The sequence below is a fragment of the Erwinia sp. HR93 genome (assembly GCF_034555055.1).
Classification (GTDB): Bacteria; Pseudomonadota; Gammaproteobacteria; order Enterobacterales; family Enterobacteriaceae; genus Apirhabdus; species Apirhabdus apintestini.
On the sequence record NZ_JAXUDP010000001.1, the window covers coordinates 2,335,934 to 2,354,133 of the forward strand.

15 protein-coding genes and 2 pseudogenes are annotated in these 18,200 nt (G+C 54.6%); 11 read left to right on the top strand and 6 right to left on the bottom strand.

Annotation, left to right across the window (positions count from 1 at the left end; all coding sequences use genetic code 11):
- Nucleotides 1-10: 10 nt before the first annotated feature.
- From SFA31_RS10875 to SFA31_RS10900, 6 genes are all read left to right on the top strand, one after another.
- Complete coding sequence (locus tag SFA31_RS10875) at nucleotides 11-1,084, top strand: hypothetical protein (RefSeq protein WP_322837985.1); 1,074 nt, start codon at nucleotides 11-13, stop codon at nucleotides 1,082-1,084.
- A gap of 314 nt (nucleotides 1,085-1,398) precedes the next feature.
- Complete coding sequence (locus SFA31_RS10880) at nucleotides 1,399-2,103, top strand: Gp138 family membrane-puncturing spike protein (RefSeq protein WP_322837986.1); 705 nt, start codon at nucleotides 1,399-1,401, stop codon at nucleotides 2,101-2,103.
- Entirely contained in the window at nucleotides 2,103-2,447 is a 345-nt protein-coding gene (locus SFA31_RS10885) for a hypothetical protein (protein ID WP_322837987.1), read from the top strand. The genes SFA31_RS10880 and SFA31_RS10885 overlap by 1 nt, the downstream gene beginning before the upstream one ends.
- On the top strand, nucleotides 2,440-3,633 hold the full coding sequence (locus tag SFA31_RS10890; protein ID WP_322837988.1) for a baseplate J/gp47 family protein: 1,194 nt from the start codon (nucleotides 2,440-2,442) through the stop codon (nucleotides 3,631-3,633). Before SFA31_RS10885 ends, SFA31_RS10890 begins: the two co-directional genes overlap by 8 nt.
- A complete protein-coding gene (locus SFA31_RS10895) occupies nucleotides 3,630-4,283 on the top strand; it encodes a DUF2612 domain-containing protein (RefSeq protein ID WP_322837989.1) in 654 nt (217 codons plus the stop codon). Before SFA31_RS10890 ends, SFA31_RS10895 begins: the two co-directional genes overlap by 4 nt.
- 6 nt (nucleotides 4,284-4,289) lie before the next feature.
- Nucleotides 4,290-5,258, top strand: coding sequence for a phage tail protein (locus tag SFA31_RS10900; protein ID WP_322837990.1), 969 nt, complete (start codon nucleotides 4,290-4,292; stop codon nucleotides 5,256-5,258).
- Between the two features lie 3 nt (nucleotides 5,259-5,261).
- Here the strand turns inward: SFA31_RS10900 and SFA31_RS10905 are convergent, their stop codons facing one another.
- Together SFA31_RS10905 and SFA31_RS10910 are read right to left on the bottom strand one after the other, a co-directional pair.
- The gene (locus tag SFA31_RS10905; RefSeq protein ID WP_322837991.1) at nucleotides 5,262-5,669 is read right to left on the bottom strand and encodes a DapH/DapD/GlmU-related protein; all 408 of its coding nucleotides are present in this window, start codon (nucleotides 5,667-5,669) and stop codon (nucleotides 5,262-5,264) included.
- Between the two features lie 200 nt (nucleotides 5,670-5,869).
- Nucleotides 5,870-6,715, bottom strand: coding sequence for a MurR/RpiR family transcriptional regulator (locus tag SFA31_RS10910; protein WP_322837992.1), 846 nt, complete (start codon nucleotides 6,713-6,715; stop codon nucleotides 5,870-5,872).
- Nucleotides 6,716-6,843: 128 nt separating this feature from the next.
- On the opposite strand from SFA31_RS10910, the gene murQ reads away from it, so the two are divergent.
- Genes murQ through tadA form a run of 4 tightly spaced genes read left to right on the top strand, consistent with a single transcriptional unit; the run spans nucleotide 6,844 to nucleotide 10,301 of the window.
- Nucleotides 6,844-7,740, top strand: coding sequence for an N-acetylmuramic acid 6-phosphate etherase (murQ, locus tag SFA31_RS10915; RefSeq protein WP_322837993.1), 897 nt, complete (start codon nucleotides 6,844-6,846; stop codon nucleotides 7,738-7,740).
- A 10-nt stretch (nucleotides 7,741-7,750) separates the two neighbouring features.
- A complete protein-coding gene (locus SFA31_RS10920) occupies nucleotides 7,751-9,106 on the top strand; it encodes a PTS transporter subunit EIIC (protein WP_322837994.1) in 1,356 nt (451 codons plus the stop codon).
- Nucleotides 9,107-9,110: 4 nt separating this feature from the next.
- Nucleotides 9,111-9,746: a phosphatidylglycerophosphatase C gene (yfhb, locus tag SFA31_RS10925; protein ID WP_322837995.1), complete on the top strand. Its 636-nt coding sequence runs from the start codon at nucleotides 9,111-9,113 to the stop codon at nucleotides 9,744-9,746.
- An 18-nt stretch (nucleotides 9,747-9,764) separates the two neighbouring features.
- Complete coding sequence (gene tadA, locus SFA31_RS10930) at nucleotides 9,765-10,301, top strand: tRNA adenosine(34) deaminase TadA (protein ID WP_322837996.1); 537 nt, start codon at nucleotides 9,765-9,767, stop codon at nucleotides 10,299-10,301.
- A gap of 191 nt (nucleotides 10,302-10,492) precedes the next feature.
- Here the strand turns inward: tadA and SFA31_RS10935 are convergent.
- From SFA31_RS10935 to mltF, 4 genes and pseudogenes are all read right to left on the bottom strand, one after another.
- Nucleotides 10,493-10,635, bottom strand: a pseudogene (locus tag SFA31_RS10935) (P-II family nitrogen regulator); the annotation flags it as partial.
- Between the two features lie 87 nt (nucleotides 10,636-10,722).
- A pseudogene (locus tag SFA31_RS10940) lies at nucleotides 10,723-10,832 on the bottom strand (hypothetical protein); the annotation flags it as partial.
- A gap of 179 nt (nucleotides 10,833-11,011) precedes the next feature.
- Complete coding sequence (locus SFA31_RS10945) at nucleotides 11,012-11,677, bottom strand: hypothetical protein (RefSeq protein ID WP_322837997.1); 666 nt, start codon at nucleotides 11,675-11,677, stop codon at nucleotides 11,012-11,014.
- A gap of 236 nt (nucleotides 11,678-11,913) precedes the next feature.
- Complete coding sequence (mltF, locus tag SFA31_RS10950) at nucleotides 11,914-13,461, bottom strand: membrane-bound lytic murein transglycosylase MltF (RefSeq protein ID WP_322837998.1); 1,548 nt, start codon at nucleotides 13,459-13,461, stop codon at nucleotides 11,914-11,916.
- Nucleotides 13,462-13,731: 270 nt separating this feature from the next.
- Between mltF and purL the strand changes: the two genes are divergently transcribed.
- Entirely contained in the window at nucleotides 13,732-17,619 is a 3,888-nt protein-coding gene (purL, locus tag SFA31_RS10955; RefSeq protein WP_322837999.1) for a phosphoribosylformylglycinamidine synthase, read from the top strand.
- Nucleotides 17,620-18,200 lie beyond the last annotated feature (581 nt).

The following is an 18,200-nucleotide window of genomic DNA, read 5'->3' on the forward strand; positions in this document are numbered from 1 at the left end:
AGGAGGAGATATGGGGAAATTCTGGCGGCGGCGTTTTGAACTTGAACTATTAAAAGAGGACGGCTCCGGTATTATTCTGTCGGATTTTAGCGTGGAATTTACCATTAGCTGGAAACAGACCAACACGCCGCGTATTGCCACCATCACGGTTCACAATCTGAGCGCGAATACGGTAAACCGCCTGTTAGCCCATGAGTTTGCCAAAATACGGCTCTCTGCGGGGTATTACGGCACCGGTGCGGGTTATTTTGACGGCGCAGAGGTTGTCGATGCCAGCGAGGTGGGGAAAGCACACACAGTCAGCGACGCCACGCAATATGGCACAATTTTCAGCGGTGATATCCGTATTGTTATCGACGGCCACAGCGGCACGGACAGTTGGGTAAAAATTCAGGCGCTGGACGGCTTTGAAGCTTACAGCTATGCGCGCATTTCCGCGACGCTCGCCAAAGGCTATACCGAAGCAGATGTGTATAACCTGCTGCAACAAAAGCTGGAAAAAGAGTATGGCATCGTGCGCGGGCAAACGGTTCCTTTCCCGGCGCATAAATATCCGCGCGGGAAAACCTTTAATGGCAGCATTACCGGGTATCTGGATGAACTGGCGAAAAACTGTCAGGCGCACTGGCAGTTTTTAGACGGTCGGCTGGAAATGTTCAATGATGCCACTATCGTCAACCAGGCTATCGTTTTGAATGCGGCCACCGGGCTGCTCGGCTCGCCCCAGCGCACCACCGGCTCGGCGATTATGGCCGCCAGTTTACTCAACCCAGCGATCCGCATAAACGGGCTGGTGCACATCGATCGTCGCGCTATCCAAATGCAGGCGCTCAGCGATAAGGCGTTGTTGTCCACCGACAAAGACGACGCTTACCGGCAAAGCACCATTTTAACGAAACAGGCCAACGGCGATTATTCCCTGTGGGGAATCGATGAACCGCCGGCGTCACTTGCCGGAGACGGGGTGTATGTGGTGCGTGGGATCACTTACAGCGGTAATACCCACGGCCCGGAGTGGAAAATGGATTTGATTTGCCAGGCGCGCGGCGACACGCGCGAGCCCACCACCGAACAGAAGAAGTAGGGATAAAGCGCGGTATATCCGCCGGCGCTGATTCGCCTGCTTATCACAATCCGTGGGGAGCGTTATTGTCCGGCGATTACGCGTTACGCTACGCCCTGTCTGAGCTTATTCGCCCTACAGCCCGCCTTTCCGGCGGGCTTTTTTTATCCGTGGCGAACGCCGATGTATGCGGATATGGCAGGCAACAAAACCTCGCCTGAAGACGCTGCCCCGCGGCCTGAAATAAGGGCTTAGCGGCGTGGATATCTGCCCTGATTGCCGGAGCGGGGTTAATGGCGCCTTCCTGAAAGGCAGATTTTTGGTCAGGAGTTTTTATGGCATTACAAACAGAAAACCTCAGCGCTGATGCGCTTGAGGCGTTTTCATCGCTGGCGGCGGCAATTGGCAGTGAACTTCACGTGGCGCTGCCCGGCATTATCCAGTCCTTCGACTCTGAAAGCGTTACCTGCGTGGTGAAGCCATCGGTGAAAGGGCGGAGCATGGACAGCGGTGGCGAAGTGGCATCGCTGGATTATCCCTTACTGGTCGATGTACCGGTTATCTTCCCGCGCGGAGGCGGGTGTACGCTCACCTTCCCACTGCGCGAAGGCGACGAATGCCTGCTGCTCTTCGCTGACAGGGCCATTGATTTTTGGTGGCAAAACGGCAGCACGCAGGAGACTACGGCGGCGCGGCAGCATTCGCTGTCCGATGCCTTTGTGGTGCCCGGCCCTCAGTCGCAGGCGCGGCGCATCCCTGAAATCAGCGCCACCGGCGCGCAGCTTCGTACCGATGACGGCGCGGCCTTTATCGAAGTCGCTGCCGCTCACGATATCCGGGTGGAAACGCCGGGTAAGGTCAGCGTTAAAGCCGATGGCGGTGTCGATGTGACATCGCCGACGGTCTCCTTTAGCGGCGATGTCACTATTCAGGGAAACCTGACGGTGGCCAAAAATGCAACGGCGCAGGGGATAAGCCTGGTCACGCACACGCACCCTGGCGTAATGAGCGGGCCGAACAATACGGGAGCACCTCAATAATGAAATATCGCACAGAAATTCACGGCGATTACGTCTTTGGTACCGGGGACGCGGGCTTCCTGGAGAATTCGCCGCAGGCCGTGGCCCAGGCGGTGCGCACGCGCCTGCGGCTATGGCGCGGAGAATGGTTTCTGGATAACACAGAAGGCACGCCGTGGCAGGACGCCGTACTAGGCAAGCAGCCACCGGCGCTGTATGCGCTGGCGGTGCGGGAACGCATAACCGGTACCCCCGGCGTCAAAACCCTGCTGAGTTTTACCACAAAAAATGACAGTCAAACGCGTCGCCTGGTGTATTCAGCGACGCTGGACACCGTGTACGGGGAGGTAACGGTCGATGTATGAAGAGGTGATCGACAAAATGCTGCCGACAATAGGGCAGGCAGGCATGACGGCGCCGGATTTTCAAACCATCCTGGGGCTGTGGCAATCGCTATTCAGAGATATTTACGGCAGCGATATTTACATTGAACCGGACAGCAAAGACGGCATGCTGCTTTCGCTTATCGCCTATGCCATGCACGGCTGTAATAACGCCACGCTTGCCGCCTGGAACTCATTCAGCCCGGCGACGGGTGTCGGTGAAGGGCTATCGCGCAATGTAAAAATTAACGGTATTGCCCGCAAAGCGGCGAGTTATTCAACGGTCGATCTGCTGTTGAGCGGGCGAGTAGGGACGGTTATCCACGGCGGGCAGGTGCGGGATTTGGCCGGCAATGTGTGGTCGCTGCCCGAGGTGGTGACCCTTGACTTACACGGGCAGGCCACGGCCACGGCGACCTGCCAGACCATTGGCGCCATCGGCGCTTTACCCGGCGAAGTGAGCGAAATTGCTACCCCGACCCAGGGCTGGCATGGCGCCACCAATCCGGCGGCGGCAACCGAAGGGCGGCCGGTAGAAACCGATGCCGAACTGCGCCAGCGGCAGGCGCTTTCCGTGGCGCTGCCGTCGCGCTCGATTATGGAGGGGCTGCACGGCGCGCTGGCGAACCTGACCGGCGTGCGTCGGGTGCGGGCGCTGGATAACGATACTTCCGAAACGGATGCTAACGGTATCCCCGCGCACAGTATTGCCGTGGTGATTGACGGCGGTGATTCGCAGAGTATTGCGCAAACCATCGCCCTGAAAAAAACGCCCGGCGTGCCGACCTGGGGAACCACCCAGGAAACGGTCACGGATGCCTGGGGCATCGCACGCACGATCAACTTCTTTCGCCCCACCCGCATCCCGGTTTATGCGGAAATTAAACTGAAGCCGCTTGCGGGCTACACCACTGAAATCGGCAATGGCGTCGCGAATGCCGTCAGTAACTATATCAATACGCTGACCATTGGTGACACGCTGTATTGTTCGCGCCTGTTCAAGCCCGCCAGCCTGAGCGCCAGCGCCGGGGGAAATACCTATGAAATTTTATCGCTGGACATTGGTATCGACTCACAGGCATTAAGCGCCGGCAATATTGATATCGCCTTTAATGAGATGGTGGTCAGCGCGCCTGAAAATATAGCCATCACGACGGTGAACGCATGAATAAATATGACAGGTTAATTCCGTCAGCCCAGCGTGAAGGAAAAAAGTTTTTTGCCACCGTCAGCGCGCTTGGCGATGCCTTCAGCGCGCAGCAGGCGGCCAGCGCCGCGCTGGTGCCTGCATTTGATTTGGATAGCGCCGCTGGCAAGCAACTGGATATTTTGGGGCTATGGATTGGGCGCGGGCGGCGAATCACCACCCCCTTAACGGATGTTTATTTCGCGTTTGATACTGAAGGCGTGGGGTGGGAGCAGGGTAGCTGGAAAAGGGAGTTTGATCCTGATGATGGCGTCACTGATCTGGATGATGAATCTTATATCGCCATGTTAAGAGCTAAAACATTGGCTAACCAATGGAATGGCACTTACGAAAAGTTAGTTGATATATATAAGAGCATGGCTTTAGGGAAGTCCATTAATCTCTTTTTTATTGATAATCAGGATATGTCTATAGATGTTTATTTGACCGGCGGCATTATACCTGAAGCAATTAAAGCCTTGCTTAAGCAAGGGTATTTAAATGTTAAGTCATTGGGTGTGCGTATAAATAATAAAATAAGCTCTGAAGAGAATTCTGGGATTTATGGTTTTGATGTTGATAACGGCTTGGTTTCCGGATTTGATTCTGGAAGTTGGGCAATAACACTTTAGGAATAAATGATGGCTAAGAATGAATTTTTACCATTTGCTATCGCAGATGGGGCGAACGTACTAACCACAGAAGAATATGCAAAATTATTATCTCGAAACAGTGGGTTTAGCGCTGGTGTCGCACGATCAAAGGAGCTGAATACTGTTTGGCGACAGTCATCGGTCATTTCTCATGTGGTTGCGCAGTTTATTTCGGATACCATGGATAATGATATTATTGATAATGGTGATGTTGAAGCTTTAAAAGCAAATTTCATCAATGCGCTATCCAAACATGTTAGCAATACAATACCAGCCGCATCGGGAACGGTGGCCGGGATTACTAAGTTAAGTAGCGCTATTGATAGCAATGATGAAACGATGGCAGCAACACCCAGGGCCGTTAAAGCTGCATATGATATTGCCAGTAAAGTAAGTATTGATGGTATATATCCGGTCGGCATAGTGGTGTGGTTCGCGCAGAATAAAGACCCCAATAAGCTATTCCCCGGCACGGTATGGAAATATATTGGAGAAAATAAAACAATACGATTAGCCGCAGCGACCGGTGCCGATGTTATGACGGTGGGGGGCGCCGATTCTGTGACACTGGCAGCGGGAAATCTTCCTGCGCATAGCCATGCGTTTTCAGCTACAACCAGCAGTTTTGACTATGGAACGAAAACTACCAGCGGTTTCGATTATGGAACTAAATCTACTAACAACACAGGCGCTCACACCCATGATGTAGGCGCAGACATGAAATCATTTTATGGTGATGCAAGCCATACCTCTTTACAGCCCGGTACAGGAAGAAAAAGTGGTTCTGCGGGCGCTCATGCTCACACTGTGGCCATTGGCGCTCACTCGCATACGGTTGGTATGGGAGCACATACTCACACCCTCTCAGGAACCACGGCTAACACCGGTTCTGGATCTGCGATATCGGTAATAAATACCTTTATTAAATTAATGGGGTGGTACCGTATTTCTTAAAATCTATTCAATATATTTTTTAAACCTGGCAGGGTTTCCGGCATATAAACAATAAGGCGGAATATCTGTTGTTACTACTGAACCTGCAGCTATAACGGCGCCTTCCTCAATACAAACACCCGGAAGAATAATGGTTCCTCCGCCTATCCATACTTTATCTTTAATAGTTACGGGAGCGGTTATTCGCCGGGTGTTAACTCTGTCCTGGTAATTTAACGGGTGAGTCGCGGTATATATATGAACGCCCGGGCCTAAGGCACAACCTTTACCAATGGTAATATAATCATTATCAATAAACTTACAATCCGTATTGATGTAAGTTCCCTCGTCAAAGGAGGTTTTACCTGAACAAAAATAAATAGGCTTGGTTAAATAGCTATTATTTAATACTATTCCGGCTTTTTTAAACATTGAAGTATATTGTCGCCTGGATAGCTTGGTAGAGTTGAAAATCATTACTGCCCGGCGGGGAGATATTGTTTTACATAATAAAGTTAAATAGTAGCTTATTATCATGATGAATTATCTGCGCTGTTAAAATTATTAGTAAGATTCTATCATCCGCTTCATAACAAATAAAGGCGCGCCGCTGTTGGTTATAGCTCCAGACTCTACTCCCCCAACCGCCTCACCAGCGCCTCGCTGTGACGAATATATTTTGCAGCGTGATCCGGGTGATGCTGAATCAGCGCCATAAACAGCAAATCGGTGAGCATCATCTGTGCGCTGGTGGAGGAGATAGCGGCGCTGCGGGTTGCCCGATCGTCTGCGCCGGTAAACAGGCACGCACTGGCGCACTGGCGCAGCGTGTTCGGGGTAAAGCCGGTAATTGCCAGCACCTGGGCGCCGGCGCGCCGGGTCTCCTGCGCGGCAAGGTTAATCTCCCGGCGCTCGCCGGAGCTGGAAACGGCCAGCAGCAGGTCGCCCTCACGCATCGCCTGGCTGGCGGCCAGCAGCGCGTGCATGTCTTGCTCAGCGCCGGCGTGAATGCCTATTTTCATGAGCTTCCAGGCCAGGTCTTTCGCGACTAACCCGGAAGCGCCAATGCCGGTGAGCAGGATGCGTTTGGCGTTGGTAATTAGCGTGATTGCCTGCTGTAAAGTCGCCTCATCGTTCATCTCTAGGGTGGCGCGCATGGCCGCCGTCTTCTCCTGAATCAGCTTCTCGCCCACGAGGCGCAAAGGATCGTCTGCCAGAATATGATTGTGCAACTTCCGGGCAGGGGCAAAACTCCCCAGCGCGTCGCTGATGGCTATCTTCAGCGAGGGAAAGCCTTTATAGCCCAGGTGCTGGGCGAACTTCACCACGCTGGACTGACTAACGCCCGCGGCCTGCGCCAGCTGCTGCGAACTGAGATGGCGCGCTCTGGCAGGGTCGTCCAGTACGTAGTCCGCCAGTTTTTTCCCGCCCGGCGTCAGGTTGTCATAGCGCTGGCGCAGCGTGGTTAAGCAGTTCATTGCCTGTCTCCTGTTATCGTTATTTCGCGTGATCGTTACCAAAGATTGGGGCTTTTCTACTCGCGAATTTGAATTTTATATTCCATCATTGGCGCACTTTTGTGAATAAATTATTCAAAGGAATCGGTATGAATCTCGGCGCTTTACTTTCTGAGACCCGTAATCCCCACACGCTGGATCTCGACTCTCTTTCCTCGCTGGATATGGTAACGCGTTTTAACGAGCAGGATGCGCTGGTCGCGCCAGCGGTTAAGGCGACGCTGCCGCAGGTGGCGCAGGCGGTGGACGCCGCCGCGCAGGCGCTGCGGGCGGGGGGGCGCATTATTTATATGGGCGCGGGCACCAGCGGGCGCCTGGGCGTGCTGGATGCGGCAGAGTGCCCGCCCACCTTCGGCGTGGCACCGGACAGGGTTATTGGTTTGATAGCCGGTGGGCCGGGGGCGATTCTGAAAGCGGTGGAGGGCGCGGAGGATAATTCTCGTTTGGGCGAAGAAGATCTTAATGCGCTGCGGCTTGAAGCCCGGGATCTGGTGATTGGGCTGGCGGCATCGGGCCGCACCCCTTACGTGATAGGCGGCCTTGAGTACGCGCGGCGCTGCGGTTGCTGCACCGTGGCTATCTCCTGCAATCCCGACTCCCCGATAGCGCAGGCGGCGGATATCGCCATTTCACCGCTGGTCGGCCCGGAGGCGCTGACCGGCTCTACCCGCCTGAAGTCCGGTACGGCGCAAAAGCTGGTGTTGAATATGATTTCGACCGGCGCGATGGTGCGCTTTGGCAAGGTATACCAAAACCTGATGGTGGATATGAAGGCGACCAACGTGAAGCTTATCGATCGCGCCTGCCGCATCGTGGTTGAGGCAACGGGCGTCCCCCGCGAAGAAGCGGAGGCAGCGCTAAAGCAGACCGAGTATGACGTTAAGCCCGCTATCCTTATGCTGCTGGGCGGCGTGGATGCTGATACGGCGCGTGCGCGGCTTGCCGAACATCAGGGCTATTTGCGTGCGGCGCTGCGCGGCGAATAAGGAGGCTACAGTGGATACACGGACGTTGGCGCGGGCAATTATTCAGGGCGTGGGCGGCGAGGATAATATCCTGCGCCTGGAAAATTGCATGACCCGCGTGCGCATCGAAGTTCACGATGCGTCGCGGATGGCGCCGGAGGCGCTTAAAGCGCTGCCGAAGATAAGCGGCTACGTGAAGCAGGGCGAGCAGCATCAATTGATCGCCGGGCCGGGGCGCGCGGCGCAAATTGTAGACGCCATGCGCGAGCAAATGCGGCCGCACGCTGCGGAACAAGACGCGGCGGCGCGCACAAAAGCCCGCGTCAGCGCGCGCTATAAAACGCCGGTGAGCGATGCGCTGCGCCAGCTCGCGAATATTTTCATCCCGCTCATTCCCGCGTTTATCGCCTCGGGGTTAATTACCGGCATTATTAATATCCTGAAGCGCCCGGATCTCGTCGGCGATTTTGCCGCGCACTGGCCCAACGCGCTGGGGCTATTAGGTATTTTTGGCAGCGCGGTGTTTGCGATCATGAATATTCTGGTTGGCGTTAACGCCGCCAAAATTTTCGGCGGATCGATGGCGATGGGCGGCGTGATGGCCGGGATCCTCTCCAGCCCTCAGTTGGCGCAAATTACCCTGTTTGATGAACCGCTGCAGCCGGGGCGCGGCGGCGTGATTGCGGTGGTGCTGGTAGTGGCGCTGATGTGCTGGATTGAGAAGCGTCTGCGTGCTCTGCTGCCCGGGGCGCTGGAATTAATTCTTAATCCCCTGCTAACGACATTAATTGCCGGTACCGCGGCAATCGTCGCGCTGCAACCGCTGGGCGGATGGATGTCGGATGCTATTGCGCACGGCGCTATGCTCGCGGTTGAACACGGCGGGCTGTTAATGGGCGCGATTTTATCCGGCGCTTTTTTGCCGCTGGTGTTGACCGGCCTGCATCAGGGGCTGGTCCCTATCCACGTGGAACTTATCCAGGCCTATGGTTACAACGCGCTGTTTCCCATCCTGGCAATGGCCGGCGTCGGGCAGTTAGGCGCCGCGCTGGCGGTACTGGCGAAAACCCGCAGCGTGCGGCTTCGGCGCGTTATTACCAGCGCGCTGCCCGCCGGGCTGCTCGGGGTCGGGGAACCGCTTATTTTTGGCGTCACGCTGCCGCTCGGGCGGCCGTTTATCGCTGCCTGTCTGGGCGGCGCCGTCGGCGGCGCGCTAATGAGCTATTGGGGCGTGGCGACGGTGATTACCTTCGGTATTTCAGGTTTGCCGCTGGCATTGACGATCGTATCCGGGAAAGTCATGCTATATCTGATAGGGTATTTAGCGGCGGTTGTCGCCGGTTTTGTATTTACCTGGCTATTAGGTTTTCGCGATCCACAGGAGTAACGGTTTGAGCGCAGGCGAGCGACGCGTAGTTTTCTTTGACCTTGACGGGACGTTGCATCAGCAAGATATGTTTGGTTGTTTTTTGCGCTGGCTGCTTCGCCGTCAGCCGCAGAATATGGTGCTGGTGGTCCTGATATTGCCGCTGGTGCTGCTTGGTTTGCTGGTTTGGGGGCGCGCGGCCCGCTGGCCGATGAGCGCGTTGCTCTGGGGCTGCACCTTCGGGCATCGCGAGGCTCGCCTCCGGCAACTGGAGCGCGATTTCGTCGCCTGGTTTCGCAGCCGGGTTACCGGTTTCCCTGGCGTACAGGCGCGGCTGGACGACTATCTGGCTCATGATGATGTTGATGTGTGGTTGATTACCGGCTCGCCGCAGCCGCTGGTGGAGCAGGTTTACGGCGATCGTCGCTGGTTTAGTGAGGTTAATCTTATCGCCAGTCAAATCCAGCGGCGCTGGGGCGGATGGGTATTGACGCTGCGCTGCCTGGGGCCGGAAAAAGTTATCCAACTGGAGCAGCGTATCGGTTCGCCGTTATGCCTGTGGAGCGGCTATAGCGACAGCAGCCAGGACAACCCGTTACTGTGGTTTTGCCAGCACCGCTGGCGCGTAACGCCGCGCGGCGAACTGCAGCAACTGGAATAAGGCTTTTCGCTGTGTATAATGCGCGACGCATTTACCTCCATGGAGAGCCGTGTGTCAGAACATGCCAATGATGATGAATACTGGATGCGTCACGCCATGGCGCTGGCTCAGCGCGCGTGGGACGAAGGCGAAGTCCCCGTTGGCGCTGTGCTGGTGCACGCCGGGTGCGCTATCGGCGAGGGCTGGAACCGCTCTATCAGCCGCCACGATCCTACCGCGCACGCTGAGATTATGGCGCTGCGGCAGGGCGGCGCGGTGTTACAGAATTATCGCTTACTGGACAGCACGCTCTACGTCACGTTGGAACCGTGCGTGATGTGCGCGGGGGCCATAGTACACAGCCGCATCGGCAGGCTGGTGTTTGGCGCCCGTGATGCGAAAACGGGCGCAGCCGGCTCGCTGCTCGATGTGTTGGCTCATCCGGGAATGAATCACCGCGTACAGGTCACTGAAGGCGTGCTGGCGGAGGCGTGCTCTTCGCTGTTAAGCGATTTTTTTCGCGAGCGTCGCCGCCAGCATAAAGCGCAGCGCAAAGTGGAGTCCGGCGGAGCGTAACGCGCCTTAAGTGTGAAGGCGCTATCTAAGAACACATATCACCCAATGGCCGTAACCCAAAAAGGAATATGAAGTAATGATTAACCTTCCTTTTGTGAGGATAGTGTGCCCTTTCTGGCGCCCAAATATCTAAGAACACATATCACCCAATGGCCGTAACCCAAAAAGGAATATGAAGTAATGATTAACCTTCCTTTTGTGAGGATAGTGTGCCCTTTCTGGCGCCCAAATCTCTTCACCTCGGTGACCGTTATCCCGTAACTCCGACTTCCGCCAGCGCCTCGCGAACATCATTCAGCGTGAACGGTTTAATAATCGCATCGATCTTTTTCATGAAATATCCTGACTTCAAATCAACGCTGCGACCGGCTTGCACGGCAACCGGCGCTCTTCAGTGCGGCAGTGCGCGCCAGTGGTAAAATTACAGTTTGAAATCATTAGCATCCAGTTCATGGCGTGCCAGGAGTTTATAAAATTCAGTGCGATTTGATTTCGCCCAGCCATAAGCGCTGCCTGAGTGACATTTCCTCGAAAGCATATTGCAGAGGCACGATGATGATTTTTAAGCGATATGGAGCGTGATAATTAGAATGGTTACCATGAAAAAGCAGATATTAAAATCATTCCTGTAGGTTTAGCTTTATGGAAATACTTGCTTTTTGAAAGCCTCTCATTCTACGAAAGGCCTTACAGGTTTCCATTTTGCTGAATTAATTACTATTTAATATGCCTCCAATAATACCAAACCCCACCAACTGTAGCGGTGAAGTGACGATATCAAGCGTCATGGCTACCGGCCGTAATGCTTTCGCTGCCCCGAATGAAATACCGGACGTTTTATATTTATAAAATGCAACGTAAAATGAGTGATAGAATTTGAGCTCCTTTGAATAGTTCTGCTTATTATTTTTCTTATGAATGCTTCCCTTCAATTTATAAATGTTTTTTGTGCAGTCATTTCCCGAGCAGTAAAAATTGTAACTTATTGCGGCCTGCCTTTCTTCCTCGGTTTTTATCTGATATTTGAGCGTTAATTCACCCGTAAATTGCTTTTTATCATAATTGAGCGTGAATTTTGCCGGATGGTTAACGTTCATAGTATGTCGGTCGATACGAGGGTCCATAAGCATCTTAACTACCTCATCGCCGCCTTCCAGGAGTAGGTAGTCAAAGATCTCCCCGACAAAAACATATCTCTTCTTTCCTTCGGTATTCTGTGCCAGCGATAAACCAATGATTGTGTCATTTCTCCAATGCTCTAACTTATTTTTATATCCGGAGTTTGTTGCCAGCATTATGCTGAAACAGCCAGAAAGCATGAATCCTGCAGAAGAGATTAATAATAATTTTGCTATCCGGGAGTAATTAATATTCATTTATTCTCTGATTAAAAAAGGTAGTAATTCTAAAAATCTGACTATGATAATTTAAAAATAACAATAAAAATAGAAGGGTATTATGGGGCCGTTTTAACCCAGTTACGGTCGATGAAGGAGATAATTAAACCACTGAACGTCAGACCTATTTACGCTGCATATTAACGCGGCTTTTATGCGCCGTGTGGGTTGCTAAATAACAACCTGATAGTAGAGAAAAGCGGGTGCGCAGGCGGCTAATGAGTAAGCATCTGCATTAGAGAGTTTGTGGAGATTGAAGACGTATCCTCATCGGTGTCGGGGACGGGCGTCATCAGCGCTGGCTCCATGCGCGGCTGAGCCACCTCCGGCGGTTTCACCACCGGGTAGCTTTGCGCCAGGCGCTGGTGCAGCATTTTCTGATGCGTTTTTTCCATTAGATATCCCACCAGGCTCATATGGTATTTGCGAATATTTTCTACATACGCCAGCGCTTCATGGCCGCGCGCGTAGCCATAGGTCGTTTTCTTATACCAATTTTTCTGGCTGAGCAACGGCAGGGTTTGTTTCACGTCGCTCCAGCTATCGGGGTTTCCGCGCAGCTTTGCGGTTAGCGCTCTGGCGTCCAGCATGTGCGCGTAGCCCATGTTGTACGCGGCCAGCGCAAACCAAATGCGCTCGCCTTCCGGCACAGAATCTGGCACTTTTTCGAGCATATCGTTCAGGTAGCGCGCGCCGCCGCGAATACTCTGTTCTGCATTCAACCGATCGGTCAGGCCTAAACTCTGCGCCGTATTTTTGGTGAGCATCATTAGCCCCCGAACGCCGGTTGGCGATGTCGCATGGGTATCCCAGTGCGATTCTTGATAGGCGATGGCCGCCAGCAGGCGCCAGTCGATGCGCGTTGCGTATTTCTTAAATAGCGGTAGCAGTGAGGGCAGAATATTGTCGACGGCCCGCAGGAAGCTACGGGTATCCACATAGTCAAACGCGCCGACGTGGCCCAGATATTTTTCTTCCAGCCGCGATAGGGTGCCGTTGGCGTTAACGCGGGCAAAGAAATCGAGCATCGCGGCGGACAGGCTGTCGTCACTATCGCGCGGAGTAAACCAGGTAACCGGCTGCTCGTCCGTGATATCCAGCGCGACGGCGAGCTGAGGGTGGATGCGCTGGAAAAGCCCTATCGCCACCGAGTCGGCGATCGTATAGGCCAGTGTCCCATCCAGAACTTTCCGTAATAACATGGTGCTGTTGCGCGTGGCGTCGACCCGCCATTCAAGGTGCGGGTACTTTTCCTGTTTGAGCGTATTTAAATCGTTGAGTACCGCCAGCCCGGCGGCGATAGTTAGGTTTTCGCTGGTGATTCCTGCAAGGCTTTTGGGGCGGGGAGACCCCATGCGATACACCATTTGCTGCGAGACGGAATAGTAGGCGGGGCCGGGCTGGTAATTTTTACTGCGCGCGTTGTTATAAACTAGTCCGGCGGCCAGAATGTCGGCAGCGCCTGTATCTAAATCATCAAAAAGTTTATCAATGCCCGAACGAACCGTAATTTTAAGCTCTACCCCCAGATAATCGGCGAACTCGCGGGCCAGTTCGTAATCCAGCCCCACCGTTTCTTCATTATTGATTCGACTCCAGGTGAGCGGTGAGGCAATCGTGCTTACCCGCAGTTCGCCGCGCGCTTTAATCGCAGCGATACGGTTTTCCGTGCCGCCGGTCCAGGGCACGGTAGGCCAGAGTGCGACGGCCAGCAATAGCGCGACAACGCCGATCAGCAGATAGTTAAGCTTTAGTTTTTTCAATAAGTTAAATCTCTGCAATAGCCTAAGCGCGAGTCAAAAGCCGTAATGTTCTCAAGGGGAAGTTGTTTTTTGAGAGCTGCATTTTGCTCAACAATCCCGGTGCTGGCAACCTGAGTACGTTATTTGTGCACAGTTTGTTACGGCCAGTCCGCGGTTTTTATTTTGACGCAAACGGTTTCGTCAGCGTCGGGGTTTCTCTATAATGGCTCTCGTTTTCCAGCGTGGCGCCACTTTTCGCGGCGTCAGGACGTTTCGCAAACGAGAGACCTTATGATGGAAATTCTGCGTGGTTCCCCCGCCTTATCGCCCTTTCAGATCCAAAAACTTCTGACCCAATTCGCCGAGCGGCGGCTGCCGATAGTGGAGATTCACGCTGAATTTGTGCATTTTGCCGATTTAGCGCATGGCCTGGATAGCGATTCCCATGCCCGGCTGGTGCGCCTGTTATGCTATGGCCCCACTGCCCGTGAGAGCGAGCCAATGGGGCAGCTTATTCTGGTCACCCCGCGTCCGGGAACGCGCTCGCCCTGGTCTTCAAAAGCGACTGATATCGCCCATAACTGTGGTTTGCCCCAGGTAACGCGTCTGGAGCGCGGTATTGCCTATTATTTGGCCGGCGAACCGCTGAGCGAGGCGCAGATAAGCGCGGCGATAGACATCGTGTGCGATCGTATGACCGAAGCAGCGTTTACCCGCATGCAGGACGCGCATGCGCTGTTTACACACCGGGCGCCAGCGCCCGCACAGCATATAGATATGTTGACGCAAGGGATATCTGCACTTGAAGAGGCGAATGTCAGGTTGGGGCTGGCGCTGGCGAAAGATGAAATTAGGTATTTATTCGATGCTTTTACGCGGGAAGGCCGTAACCCAACCGACGTTGAGTTATACATGTTCGCGCAGGCGAATTCCGAGCACTGTCGGCATAAGATTTTTAATGCACGCTGGACCATAAACGGTGAAAAACAGCCGCATTCGCTGTTTGACATGATTAAAAATACCTTCCGGCAAACTCCGGATTATGTGCTGTCTGCCTATAAAGATAATGCGGCAGTTATGGAAGGCTCAGATGCCGGACGTTTCTTTGCCGATCCTACGTCCGGTAGCTACCGTTATTCCCACGAGCCAGTACATATTTTGATGAAAGTGGAAACCCACAATCACCCAACGGCGATTTCGCCGTGGCCCGGCGCGGCTACGGGTTCTGGCGGAGAGCTACGTGATGAAGGCGCCACCGGGCGCGGCGCGAAGCCAAAGGCCGGGCTGATTGGTTTTTCAACCTCCAATTTACGTATCCCCGGTTTTGAGCAGCCCTGGGAAACGGATTTTGGCAAACCGACGCGAATCGCTTCCGCTCTGGAAATCATGACGGAAGGGCCGCTGGGCGCGGCCGCTTACAATAACGAATTCGGCCGCCCGGCGATTAATGGCTACTTTCGTACCTATGAGGCCCGGGTGGTGAACCATAACGGCACTGAGCTACGCGGCTATCATAAGCCGATTATGCTGGCGGGCGGGGTAGGCAATATTCGCGCGGAGCACGTGCAAAAAGGGGAAATCCCGCCCGGTGCGCAGCTTATTGTGTTAGGCGGCCCGGCCATGAATATTGGGCTGGGAGGCGGTGCAGCGTCGTCTATGGCCTCGGGGCAATCGGACGCGGATTTGGATTTTGCCTCCGTGCAGCGCGATAACCCTGAAATGGAGCGCCGCTGCCAGGAGGTCATCGATAGCTGCTGGCAGCAGGGTGCGAATAACCCGATTCTATTTATTCATGATGTCGGCGCGGGCGGGCTATCCAACGCTATGCCAGAGCTAATCAATGACGGCGGGCGCGGCGGACGCTTTACCCTGCGCGATATTCCCGTTGATGAAACCGGCCTGAGTCCGCTGGAAATATGGTGCAACGAGTCGCAGGAGCGCTATGTTTTGGCGGTCGCACCGCAGCGTCTCGCTGAATTCAGTGCGATTTGCCACCGGGAAAGGGCGCCGTTCGCCGTTATCGGTGAAGCGACGCGGGCGCAGCGGCTTACGCTGACAGACGCACATTTCGACAATCAACCGATTGATTTAGCGCTGGATACGCTGCTCGGGAAGGCACCGCGCATGGAGCGTCACGTTGAGCGCCTGCAGGTCTGCACTCAGCCGCTGGCCCGTGAAGAAATTAAGTTACAGGAAGCGGTAAAGCGCGTGCTTCAGCTGCCCGCAGTGGCGGAAAAAACATTTTTGATAACTATCGGCGATCGCACTGTCGGCGGTATGGTCGCGCGCGATCAAATGGTTGGCCCGTGGCAGGTGCCGGTAGCAGACTGCGCGGTGACTACCGCCAGCTTTGATAGCTATTACGGCGAGGCAATAGCCATTGGGGAACGCACCCCAGTAGCGCTTCTTGATTATGCCGCATCGGCAAGGCTGGCGGTGGGCGAGGCGCTAACCAATATCGCCGCTGCGCACATCGGCGATTTGCGGCGCGTAAAGCTTTCCGCGAACTGGATGGCCGCAGCGGGCCACCCCGGCGAAGACGCCGGGTTATATGCCGCAGTGAAAGCGATAGGGGAAGAACTGTGCCCGGCGCTCGGATTGACTATCCCGGTTGGGAAAGATTCGATGTCAATGCAAACGCGCTGGCGACAGGGTGAAACGGAGCGGGAAATGACCTCGCCGCTGTCGCTGATTATTTCCGCTTTCGCACGCGTAGAAGATGTGCGGCGGACCGTGACGCCTCAGCTTAGCCTGCAGGAGAATGCGCTGCTGCTGGTGGATTTAGGCAAAGGGAAGTGCGCGCTGGGGGCGAGCGCGCTGGCGCAAGTGTATCAGCAATTGGGCGATAGCAGCGCGGATGTGCGCGACGTCGCACAGCTCAAGGGGTTCTTTGAGGCTATTCAGACGCTGCTCGCCTGGCGGCGGTTACTGGCCTATCACGATCGTTCAGACGGCGGATTGCTTGCAACGCTGGCCGAAATGGCGTTTGCCGGGCGCTGCGGGGTGAATGTTGATATCGCAGGATTGGGTGAGGACGCGCTGGCAGCGTTATTTAATGAGGAATTGGGCGCGGTAATCCAAATAGCGGTGGCTGAGTATGACGCCGTGATGGCAACGTTTACAGAATTCGGTCTGGCAGACTGTGTACATTATCTGGGGCGCGCGGTGCCGGGCGATGAATTTATTATCACCGCAGGCGAGGAGACGGTGTATCGCGAACACTGTTCGGTGTTGCGTCAATGGTGGGGGGAGACAAGCTGGCAAATGCAGCGGCGGCGTGATAACCCGGCCTGCGCCGATGAAGAGCATGAGAGCAGGGCCGATGTGACCGATCCCGGCTTAAATGTGAAGCTGCACTGGGATACCGAAGAGGATATTGCCGCGCCCTATATTGCGAGCGGAATACGGCCTGTTGTCGCGGTATTGCGCGAGCAGGGCGTTAATTCACACGCAGAGATGGCCGCGGCGTTTCATCGGGCGGGTTTTGACGCGGTGGATGTGCACATGAGTGATTTAATCGCCGGGCGTTATTCCCTGCAGAATGCGCAGGCGCTGGTCGCCTGCGGCGGTTTCTCCTATGGCGACGTATTAGGCGCCGGGGAGGGATGGGCGAAATCGATTTTATTTAATTCGCTTCTGCGGGATGCTTTTAGTTCGTTTTTTGAGCACCCACAGACGCTGACGCTTGGGGTGTGCAACGGCTGCCAGATGCTCTCCGCGCTGCGTGAACTAATTCCCGGTAGCGAAGCGTGGCCGCGCTTTGTTCGTAACCGCTCGGCGCGCTTTGAGGCGCGCCTGAGCCTGGTAGAAGTGGCGGACAGTCCGTCTCTGCTGTTAGCCGACATGGCCGGCGCGCGGCTGCCGATAGTTGTTTCACACGGAGAAGGGCGCGCGGAACTGCGCGATGAGGCGCATCTGGCTCTTCTGGAAGAGAAAAAGCAGGTGGCCATGCGCTTTGTTGATAATTACGGGCGCACTGCGGCGCGCTATCCGGCAAACCCAAATGGTTCACCCAACGGTGTTACCGCTGTGACAAATGAATCCGGGCGCGTCACTATAATGATGCCGCACCCGGAGCGCGTTTTCCGAACCGTTACTCACTCGTGGCATCCGCAGGAATGGGGAGAAGATAGTCCCTGGATGCGCCTGTTCCGTAATGCTCGCCGCCAGCTTGGCTGAGTGGTATACAAGGTTGAATACGCGGTGCGGAGAAGGCTAACCTGCGTACTTACTTCTTGTGAGCGATGCCCGACTTACCTGCCCGTTTGAGAGAGGCGGCCGCCGGAGCTGCCAGCGGCGGAGGCGTTTTTTAAAACGTTATCAGTGCCGTCTGTCGTGCAGGCGGTACTGACGCGACCATTTCTAATTTGGCGTTTAATGAATAAATGGTGCGCAGGAACTTCCCTTTGGAGGATGGTTTTTCTAACCCGTTGATTATAATGCGTGATAAGAAAAATCTGCCTCCAATGGCTGCCCGCTGCCAGGCGGGGTGCAGGGTAAATGAAACGTTATTCCACCAGGCTGGTGCTCCATATAAATATTCACGAGTGATTATCTGGCGCAAAAATGATGTGGGAGAGAAACGGTTATCAGCGGTTTTTACGCTAAATCGCGTATAGCCGTTGTTTGCTGTGCTATATGACGAATTACTAAGGTCATAGTTTCGTGTTGTCGATAAAACAAAATATATGCCGTACTGTTAACGGCATTACTGCCTGAATGCCAGCCAAAGCGTTGCGCGGTCGCGGAGGATTAAAACG

Excerpts from the sequence above, each read along its gene's own strand:
- SFA31_RS10880 (WP_322837986.1), top strand. The coding sequence starts at position 1,399 with ATGGCATTACAAACAGAAAACCTCAGCGCTGATGCGCTTGAGGCGTTT.
- purL (WP_322837999.1), top strand. The coding sequence starts at position 13,732 with ATGATGGAAATTCTGCGTGGTTCCCCCGCCTTATCGCCCTTTCAGATC.
- SFA31_RS10905 (WP_322837991.1), bottom strand. The coding sequence starts at position 5,669 with ATGTTTAAAAAAGCCGGAATAGTATTAAATAATAGCTATTTAACCAAG.
- SFA31_RS10910 (WP_322837992.1), bottom strand. The coding sequence starts at position 6,715 with ATGAACTGCTTAACCACGCTGCGCCAGCGCTATGACAACCTGACGCCG.
- tadA (WP_322837996.1), top strand. The coding sequence starts at position 9,765 with ATGCGCGACGCATTTACCTCCATGGAGAGCCGTGTGTCAGAACATGCC.
- SFA31_RS10895 (WP_322837989.1), top strand. The coding sequence starts at position 3,630 with ATGAATAAATATGACAGGTTAATTCCGTCAGCCCAGCGTGAAGGAAAA.
- SFA31_RS10945 (WP_322837997.1), bottom strand. The coding sequence starts at position 11,677 with ATGAATATTAATTACTCCCGGATAGCAAAATTATTATTAATCTCTTCT.
- SFA31_RS10900 (WP_322837990.1), top strand. The coding sequence starts at position 4,290 with ATGATGGCTAAGAATGAATTTTTACCATTTGCTATCGCAGATGGGGCG.
- SFA31_RS10875 (WP_322837985.1), top strand. The coding sequence starts at position 11 with ATGGGGAAATTCTGGCGGCGGCGTTTTGAACTTGAACTATTAAAAGAG.
- murQ (WP_322837993.1), top strand. The coding sequence starts at position 6,844 with ATGAATCTCGGCGCTTTACTTTCTGAGACCCGTAATCCCCACACGCTG.
- SFA31_RS10885 (WP_322837987.1), top strand. The coding sequence starts at position 2,103 with ATGAAATATCGCACAGAAATTCACGGCGATTACGTCTTTGGTACCGGG.
- SFA31_RS10890 (WP_322837988.1), top strand. The coding sequence starts at position 2,440 with ATGTATGAAGAGGTGATCGACAAAATGCTGCCGACAATAGGGCAGGCA.